General features: G+C 70.8%; 7 protein-coding genes. 2 read left to right on the top strand and 5 right to left on the bottom strand.

The window, feature by feature from the left end; all coding sequences use genetic code 11:
* Positions 1-244: 244 nt before the first annotated feature.
* The 4 genes from ABD067_RS01205 to ABD067_RS01220 form a co-directional block, all read right to left on the bottom strand.
* The gene (locus tag ABD067_RS01205; RefSeq protein WP_343893305.1) at positions 245-484 is read right to left on the bottom strand and encodes a DUF2188 domain-containing protein; all 240 of its coding nucleotides are present in this window, start codon (positions 482-484) and stop codon (positions 245-247) included.
* A 251-nt stretch (positions 485-735) separates the two neighbouring features.
* Positions 736-1,827, bottom strand: coding sequence for a DUF808 domain-containing protein (locus tag ABD067_RS01210; RefSeq protein ID WP_343893306.1), 1,092 nt, complete (start codon positions 1,825-1,827; stop codon positions 736-738).
* A 115-nt stretch (positions 1,828-1,942) separates the two neighbouring features.
* Complete coding sequence (locus tag ABD067_RS01215) at positions 1,943-3,850, bottom strand: DUF262 domain-containing protein (protein ID WP_343893307.1); 1,908 nt, start codon at positions 3,848-3,850, stop codon at positions 1,943-1,945.
* A 191-nt stretch (positions 3,851-4,041) separates the two neighbouring features.
* Positions 4,042-4,230, bottom strand: a complete 189-nt coding sequence (locus ABD067_RS01220; protein ID WP_343893308.1) for an MFS transporter — start codon at positions 4,228-4,230, stop codon at positions 4,042-4,044.
* A gap of 232 nt (positions 4,231-4,462) precedes the next feature.
* Between ABD067_RS01220 and ABD067_RS01225 the strand changes: the two genes are divergently transcribed.
* Together ABD067_RS01225 and ABD067_RS01230 are read left to right on the top strand one after the other, a co-directional pair.
* On the top strand, positions 4,463-5,989 hold the full coding sequence (locus ABD067_RS01225) for an ATPase domain-containing protein (RefSeq protein ID WP_343893309.1): 1,527 nt from the start codon (positions 4,463-4,465) through the stop codon (positions 5,987-5,989).
* Positions 5,970-7,655, top strand: coding sequence for an ATP-binding protein (locus tag ABD067_RS01230; protein WP_343893310.1), 1,686 nt, complete (start codon positions 5,970-5,972; stop codon positions 7,653-7,655). Before ABD067_RS01225 ends, ABD067_RS01230 begins: the two co-directional genes overlap by 20 nt.
* Before the next feature lie 84 nt (positions 7,656-7,739).
* On the opposite strand, the gene ABD067_RS01235 is transcribed toward ABD067_RS01230, so the two are convergent.
* Entirely contained in the window at positions 7,740-8,996 is a 1,257-nt protein-coding gene (locus tag ABD067_RS01235) for an MFS transporter (protein WP_343893311.1), read from the bottom strand.
* Positions 8,997-9,129 lie beyond the last annotated feature (133 nt).

Below are 9,129 nucleotides of genomic sequence, written 5' to 3' on the forward strand. Positions count from 1 at the left end.
CACCGCGGGCGCGCCCGCCGCGGCGCGTCGCGGCCGACCGCAGCCCGTCGGCGCGGTGCGGCGGCCCATTGTTTCCGCGGGCGTCCTCACGCCCCTGCGGCGTCCGATCGGGCGCGGTCCGCTCCGGGACGGCGATGGCCCGCCCGCTCCGTCGATGGCGGCCCGGCCTCGCCCGGACCCGTCCGCGACCGGGCGCGCGGCGCCACGGACGCGCCCGGATGGTCGGGGGCGCCGAGCGCCCGCGTCAGTCCACCACGTCGGCGTCCGGCCGGTCGCTGCCCGCGGAGAACTCCGTGCGCCACTGGCCCTTCTCGTCCTGGTATTCGATGTAGGCCCCGTTCCCCGGGACGTGCTGCTCCCGGGCCACCCGCCGGGCCGCCGACAGCGCCGCTGCGCGGCTGGGGAAGGATTCGGAGAACACGTCCCCGAGCTTGTACGCCCACCCGCCGTCGTGCTCGACGACCCTGTAGTGGATCTTGTCCACGCCGACCTCCCTCGCGTCCGGCGCCCGGCACGCCGCCGGGCGGCGACCCTCCGCCGGCGGGCCGCCCGCGCCGCCCGGCAGGTTACACCGAATCCCCCCGGCCCCAATCCACCACGGGCACGGCCCCGGGCGGGGCGGGGCGACGGAGCCCGGTCGGGAGGGCTCGGCGCCGAGGCCGGCGTTGCGATCCCTGGTCTTCCGTCCGGGGGCGCCCGGCGAGGGACGGCAAGGCGGTGCGGCGGCGACGCCCTTCAGGTCGCCCGGTGCGCGCCGCCCGCCGCCGCGTCGCCGCCGCCCCTCACCGGTCGCAGCCGCTGCCACAGCGGCGCCGCCACGTGCTCCACGAAGGGGATCAGCGCCGCGCCCACGACCAAGCCGACCACGCCCGCCCCCGCCGCGTTGACGATCCACTCCACCACCCCGGCCAGCGAGGGCGGCACCGCGTGCGCCGCCGCTTCCGCCGCGTCGTGGAGCGCGTGCCCGAGGGCGCCCAGGCCGTACTCCTCCAGGCCGTGGACGATGATGCCGCCGCCCACCCACACCATCGCGGCGGTGCCCACCACGCTCAGCGCCTTGAGCAGCACCGGCATCCCGAGCACGAGGCCGCGGCCGAAGCCCCGCGTCAGCGGGCGCAGCGCCCGGTCGGCGCCGGACGGGGGCGAGTCGCTCCCCCGGAAGCCCAGCAGGGTGGAGGCGGGCCGGTCGTTCGCGGCGAGCGCCACGCCGGCGTCGTCCGCCTTCACGATCAGCGCCACCGCGCCGTAGACCAGCACCGTGATGCCGAGCCCCACCACGCCCAGCACCACCGCCTGCGTCCAGAAGGAGGACTCGGGCATGGTGGCGAGGGTGATGGCCATGATCTCGGCCGAGAGGATGAAGTCGGTCTTGATGGCGCCCCGGACCTTCTCGTCCTCGAAGGCCTGGAGCTGCTCCGGGGTCTGCGGCCGCGCCGCGCCCACCTTCACCTCGTGCTCGTGCGCGCGGTGGGGGAAGAGGGCGTGGAACACCTTCTCCGCCCCCTCGTAGCAGAGGAAGGCGCCGCCCAGCATGAGCAGCGGCGTGATGGCCCAGGGCGCGAACAGGCTGAGGGCGAGGGCCGCCGGCAGCAGGAACAAGAGCTTGTTCTTGAGCGAGCCGAGCGCGATCCGCCCGACGATGGGCAGCTCGCGGGCGGCGGCGAAGCCCACCACGTAGCGGGGCGTCACCGCCGCGTCGTCGATCACCACGCCCGCGGCCTTGGCCCCGGCCCGCGTGGCCTGGGCCGTGACGTCGTCGAGGGACGCGGCGGCGACCTTGGCGAGGCCGGCGACGTCGTCCAGCAGTGCGATCAGGCCTGTTGCCACGGGGGCTCCTGTTGGCGGTGGGAATGTCAACAGGTGGGAGGTGGTCGCGTTCCTGAAGTTGCGCCATGGAGGCTTTCTGGCCCCCGTGTGATCAATGCGCACATAAGGGCCAGTATCATGAAGAACTAGGCGCAGGCCAAACCGCGGTGGCTAGATCGGCCAGAGTGCTCGCTCGCTCCGCAATTGCAGTTTCATCCCACGTGTCACGTTCCAGAATTGCCAAGTTGAGCGCGAGCAAGCTTTCTCTTAACCAAGGCTTCTTGTCGGGGAACGCCCTGTTCGATGCCGTTGTGTTTCCGGGCACGGTTATCAGAGTGAGATTGCCCAGCGTTTGTAGGGCGGCCTCCCGGGTGCGAATGCCGGCCAGCATCGCCTCGTCCACGCCTGTCAGTTTGTCAGCAGGGGCATTCCGCCCATCGCTTAAAGGCCAGTGCGTCGTCCAGGTTTGTGGCAAGACGTGTTCGACCGACATGTTCGCTGGCCTCGGCGCGTGGACCGAGTACTTGGTCCTTGACGCGCACTCCAAGTCCCAAAGCAAGTCCGCCAATCGGTCCTTCCGCCGTATCGAGTCATAAACCGGCTTGTTCCGGATCGCCTCGCGGAACTCTCGGTCATCAGGAAAGCGGACGGTGTCGCCACGCTGGCCGGCGAACCATACAGCGAGAGTCGCTGCGGATGTGCCGTCCTTGATCATGGCGCCGACCAGCCGGGCGAACGTCTTGTTCAGGCCCTTAGGCGTCAATCCACACAACGCCCGTCGCACGAGGTAGGAATAGATCAGCGTATAGAGGTGGGATTTCTGAGCCGGATCGGCGTCCGAGATGGCTATGTGGAACACTAACGGGTAGGCAGTGGAGACCTCCCAAAGGTTCAGCTTCGCGCCGAGACGCGCCAAGGCTTCGTCACCTCCACCGACTTCCAGCGCACGATAGATTGGCGCGTACACAGTGAGCGCATCGAGTTCCGATGCCACGGTGTCAAAACGTGGCTTTCCCTTAGGACGGGTGAAGGCGCGGTACTCGGCGTAGAGTTCGCGCAATGATGTTTCGTCGCCTGTTTGCGCTGTGAGGACGTGACTTAAGAAGTGGTCGATCCTCGGCCGCTTAGGCTTCGCGCGTGGCGAGTCTGCCTTCCAAAACTCGCGATCCTGGTCGAACGGCCGCCACTTGGCTTCGAACAGAGCTTCCACGTGCTCACCCTGAGCGGAAGCACGATGGAAAATGTTGTTCCGAACGAGATCCATAGCGAGCAGCGGCTCGGCTTGGCTGTTCAAGGTCTCGAATATCACTTGGGCATCGTCGTTCTCAGACAAGGTGATCACAACGAGCTTCAAGTGATTCAGCAGAGCCTCGAGTAGGCTTCGCAACCGTCGGTGCGGGGCATCATCGGGCTCATCTGCGACCGGCGCCGGGTCGGCTTGCTCGTCCGTGAGGCCGAAACGGGCGTAGGTTTCGATCCTGTCCACGAGAAAGGCCAGCGCACGCACCGCGTTCGGCGCCGGACCTTTAATCAATCTGCCATTCTGGAAAAACCACTCCGGGTGCTTTGCCCGAACGCCGTTCAGGCCGGTCTCGACGATCAGGTGGAACACGGGCCGATCTTCCGGAGTGGGCATGAGCCTGAACCGTGCGTCCGTATCCGTGTCGCCGTGCATGGGCGGTACGTACAGATAGCTGTGAACGTGACCGCTTAGCTGGTGGTAGCCCAACCGCTCGCCGACCTCGCGCAATGCTACAAGGAACAGTTGGAAGGTGGTCAGGCGCTGCTGGCCATCCACAACCTGGACTCGCGGCGTTGATCCAATGGTGAAGCCGTCGCCGCCTGGCGCCAGGATTAACGCACCCATGTAATGACTGAACTTAGGCTTGCCTTCTTCTAGCGTTTGTTCAGCCTTGGCAACCACGTCGTCCCAGAACGGCTCAAGGCGAGCTTCACCCCAACTGTACTGGCGTTGGTAGATTGGGACTACGAAGCGGCGCTGGTCACCCAGCACTGAAATGACGGGGTGGTCCTTGGCGTCCATACATCGTTTCCGGAAGACTGGCGAGGAACTTGGCTCCCTTTTTGGGCAACCAAACCACGCGATTGCAATGGAAGGCAGATTGTTGCTGAAGAGGCATCGAGCAGGTGTGCTCAGCCCAGCTCGCCCAAGCTCATAATCGCAAAGTCGGCTCCCCACTCAACGATAGGTAATCCTATCACGAATGTTCTTTATTACCCTCTCACCGTCGCCAACACCCCCGCCCCCACGCCCAGGAACACCAGCACCGTCGCCATCCCCGCCCGCTGGCTCGCCGTCGCCTGCGTCACCGCCGCCAGCACCGCCGGCCCCGCGAACCCCGTCGCCCGGCCGGACAGCGCGAACAGCCCGAAACGCGCCGCCACCTCGCCCGGCGGCGCCATGCGCGCCATCAGGCCAGGGCCGGTTGCGAGGCGGCGGGGCACTTGCCGCCGCGTGCGGGCGCCGCAGCGGCCCTGACGGCTGCGGCGGCGACCTCGCGCCGGCGTAGGACTGCCCGCCCAAGCCCACCAACATTGATCTGACAAAACCCCGCATCCGTGTTTACAAGCAGGACCGAGTCGGCGGCTCGCCCGCGAACACGGGCCACCGGTCCGGTGGATTGGGGAGCGAAGCGTGGCCGACCAGGACGAACATTCGACGACGCCGGAAGCGGAGGCCCCGCGTATCTCAACCGGCACCGAAGGGCTCGATAACATCCTGGGCGGCGGGCTGGACCCGGATCGCCTCTACCTGTGCGAGGGGCGCCCCGGCACCGGAAAGACCACCCTCGCCCTCCAGTTCCTCCGCGAAGGCGCCCGCAAGGGCGAGGCCGCGCTCTACATTTCCCTGTCGGAGACGGAGCGGGAGCTGCGCCTCGTGGCCAAGCGGCACGGCTGGTCGCTGGACGGCATCGATGTGTTCGAGCTCGTGCCGCCGGAGGCCAGCCTCGACCCGGGCCGGGAGCTGACGGTGTTCCACCCCGCCGAGATGGAGCTGAGCGAAACGACGCAGATGGTCTTCGACCGGGTGGCGGCGCTGAACCCGTCGCGGATCGTCTTCGACAGCCTGTCCGAGATGCGGCTGCTGGCGCAGAACTCGCTGCGCTACCGCCGCCAGATCCTGGCGCTGAAGCACTTCTTCACCAGCCGCGCCTGCACCGTCCTGATGCTGGACGACATGTCCTCGCAGGGCGACGACCTCCAATTGCACTCGATCGCGCACGGGGTGGTCCTCCTGGAGCAGATCGCGGTGGATTACGGCGGGGAGCGCCGGCGCCTCCGCGTCGTGAAGATGCGCGGCATGGCGTTCCGGGGCGGCTTCCACGACTACACCATCAAGACGGGCGGGCTCGAGATCTACCCGCGGCTGGTCGCGGCCGAGCACCACCGCGCCTTCGCCGGCGGCGTCGCGTCCAGCGGCGACGCCGGGCTGGACGCGATGGTGGGCGGCGGTCTGGAGCGCGGCACCAGCGCGCTCCTGCTCGGCGCGGCGGGCGTCGGCAAGTCCTCGCTGGCCATGAGCTACGCGATCGCCGCCGCGAGCCGCGGCGAACGCGCGGTCGTCTACGCCTTCGACGAGGGCCAGGGCACCATCGCCGCCCGCGCCGCGTCGCTGGGCATGCCGCTCGAGCCGGCGCTCGACGCCGGGCTCGTCCGGATCCAGCAGGTCGACCCGGCCGAATTGTCGCCGGGCGAGTTCACCCATCTGGTCAGGACCGCCGTGGAGGCGGAGGGCGCGCGGGTCATCGTCATCGACAGCCTCAACGGCTACCTCAGCGCCATGCCCGACGAGCGCTTCCTGATCCTGCAGATGCACGAACTGCTGAGCTACCTGAACCAGTTGGGCGTGCTGTCGATCCTCGTCCTGGCCCAGCACGGCTTGGTCGGGCCGATGCAGACCCCCCTCGACATCAGCTATCTCAGCGACGCGGTCCTGATGCTGCGCTACTTCGAATTCGAGGGCACGGTGCGGCGCGCGCTCTCCGTCGTGAAGAAGCGCAGCGGCAGGCACGAGCACGCCATCCGCGAGTTCCGGCTCGGCCATAAGGGCTTGGCCGTCGGGCCGCCGCTAAAGGACTTCAGCGGCGTGTTCACGGGCACGCCGCAGTACACCGGCGGCGCCTCCCCGCTACTGATCGACGATGACCCCCTCGGCCGCTGACGACCCCGCCCGCCCGACGGTCCTCGTCCTCGCCCCGACAGGGCGGGACGGCGCGGCGTCGGCGGAGCTTCTCCGCCGCGCGGGCTTGTCGGCCCGCGCCTGCGCCGACCTCCAGGAACTCGTCAGCGGCCTCGCGGCCGGGGCCGACGCCGTGTTCGTCGCCGAGGAGGCGCTGCTCACCACGCCCATGGAAGAGCTGATCGCCTGGGTCGAACGGCAACCGCCGTGGTCGGACATGCCCTTCGTGGTGCTGACCAGCCGCCGGGAGCACCCGGCGGTCGTGGCGGGGCGCGGGCGGCTGGTGGAGGCGCTCAGGAACGTGTCGCTCCTCGAGCGGCCGGTCCAGGCCATCACCCTGACCAGCGCCGTCCAGGCCGCGGTGCGCGCCCGGCGGCGGCAGTACGAGGTGCGGGAGCACCTGGCCGAGCGCAACCGGGCGGCGCAGGAGCTGGAGGACCTGGTGGCCGAGCGGACGCGCGAGCTGGAAGCGGCCAACGCCGAGTTGCGCGCGCAGATGGCGGAGCGCGCGCGGGTGGAGGAGTCGCTGCGCCACGCGCAGAAGCTCGAAGCCATCGGGCAGCTCACCGGCGGCGTGGCGCACGACTTCAACAACCTGCTGATGGTCATCTCCGGCGGGCTCGACATGCTCGACCGCCCAGGCGACCCCGCCCGCCGCAAGCGCCTCATGGACGGCATGCGCCAGGCCGCCGGGCGCGGCGCGACCCTGACGCGCCAATTGCTCGCCTTCTCGCGCCGCCAGCCGCTCCGGTCCGAACCCCTCGATCTGCGCAGGCAAGTCGGCGCCATGCGGGAACTGCTGGACCGCAGCCTGCGGGGCGACATGCACGTCGTCCTCGAATTCGAGGACGACCTTTGGCCCGTCGCGGTCGATCCCGGCGAACTCGAACTCGCCGTCCTGAACCTCTCGGTGAACGCACGGGACGCCATGCCCACTGGAGGCACCATCGTCATCCGGGCGGAGAACCTCTCCGCCTTGGCGGACAACGGCCTCCGCGGCGACTTCGTGCGCCTTTCGGTCGTCGACACCGGGACCGGCATGGCGCCCGAGGTGGTCTCGCGCGTCTTCGAGCCCTTCTTCACGACGAAGGACATCGGCAAGGGATCGGGCCTGGGACTCGCGCAGGTCTACGGGTTCGCCACGCAATCGGGCGGCGCCGTCCGCATCGACACCGCCGTCGGGCGCGGCACCACGATCGCGCTGCTCTTGCCGCGGTCCGGCGAGGCGCCCCCGGCGGAGCGGGTCCACCCCGCCGACGCCCGGGCCGAGCGGCCCCCAGGCGGCATGGCCGGCCACGTGCTGCTGGTCGAGGACGACGACGAGGTCGCCGCGCTGGTCACCGAGATGCTCACCCAACTCGGGTTGGGGGCGACGCGGGCGGCGAGCGCCGCGGCCGCCCTCGGCGCGTTGGCGAACGGCCGCGCCGTCGATCTCGTGTTCTCGGACGTCATGATGCCGGGCGGCATGAGCGGCGTGGACCTCGCCCGAGAGGTGAAGCGCCGCCGCCCCGGGCTGCCGATCCTCCTCACGACCGCCTACGCGGAAGCGGCGCAGCGCGAGGCGGAGGCCGAAGGCATCGCCCTGCTGCCGAAGCCCTATCGCCTGGAGGAGCTCGCCGCCGCCGCCCGCGACGCGCTCGGCCGGTAGGCCGGGCGAAGCCCCAAGCACCCGTTCGGACCGGGTCGCCCGCCGCCCGGAGCGGGCCTGCGGACATGCCCGTCCCCGCTGCCCCTATCCCTCCCGCACCGTCGCCAACACCCCCGCCCCGACGCCCAGGAACACCAGCACCGTCGCCATCCCCGCCCGCTGGCTCGCCGTCGCCTGCGTCACCGCCGCCAGCACCGCCGGCCCCGCGAACCCCGTCGCCCGGCCGGACAGCGCGAACAGCCCGAAATGCGCCGCCGCCTCGCCGGGCGGCGCCATCTTCGCCATCAGGCTGCGGCTCGCGGATTGCGCCGGCCCCATCACGCTGCCGAGCACGAGCGCCAGCGCCCAGAACGCCGCCTTGCCCTCCACCAGCAGCAGCCCGGCGCCGCACGCCATCATCGCCAGCAGCGCCCCCAGCACCATCCGGCGCGAGCCGACGCGGTCCTCCACCAAGCCGAACCCCGCCGCGCCCGAGCCCGCAGTCACGTTGAGCGCGATGCCGAACAGCAGGATCTCCTCGAACCCCATGCCGAACACCCCCGCGGCGTAGATGGCGCCGAAGGCGAACAGCGTGTTCAGCCCGTCCGTGTAGAACAGCCGCGCCACCAGGAACCGCAGCAGCGCCGGCCGCCGCGGCAGGGCGCGCAGCACGGCCGCGATCTCGCCCAGGCCCGACCGCGCCGCCGCGCCCCAACCCGGCTTCGGCCCGGCCGGGTCGGGCAGCATCACCAGCACCGGCCAGCCGAACAGCGCGGTCCACGCCGCCGTCAGCAGCGCCACCGCCCGCAGGTGCTCCGCTTCCCCGCGGTCGAGGCCGAAGAACGGCGGGTCGGGCAGCACCAGCAGGACCAGCGCCAGCGCCAGGCACGCGAGTCCGCCCGCGTAGCCCAGGCCCCAGGCGAGCCCGGACAAGCGCCCAATCCGCTCCTCCGGCACCAGCCCCGGCAGCATGGCGTTGTAGAACACCGTGCCCACCTCGAACGCGACGGTGCCGAGCCCGACGCACACCAGCGCCCACAGCGTCCACTCCGGGTGCGGCCGCGCGAACCAGATGCAGGCCGTGGCCGCGACGACCGCCACCGTGCAGAGCGCGAGCATCGCCCGCCGCCGCCCGCCCGCGTCCGCCACCGCGCCCAGCACCGGCGAGAGCAGCGCGATGCCGAACCCGGCCAGCGCCTGCGTCCACCCCCACTGCGCCTGCCCCGTCGCCGGGTCCGGCGCGATGCCCTTGGTGAAGTAGGCCGCGATGACGAAGGTGGTGACGACGGTGGGGAACGCGCTGTTGGCCCAATCGTAGGACGCCCAGGCCCAGGCCCGCCGGTCCAGCCCCGCGACACTCACGCCCGCGCGCCGCCGGCCGCGGCACGACGGCGGGACCGGGGCGGCAGGCTTCGCGCCGGCCCCGAGCCCGCGGGGATGCCCCGGGCCGATGCCGCTGGCCCGGCGTCGCGGCGGCGGGCCTCGGGACGCGCGC

The sequence above is a fragment of the Craurococcus roseus genome, assembly GCF_039523795.1.
Lineage (GTDB): Bacteria > Pseudomonadota > Alphaproteobacteria > Acetobacterales > Acetobacteraceae > Craurococcus > Craurococcus roseus.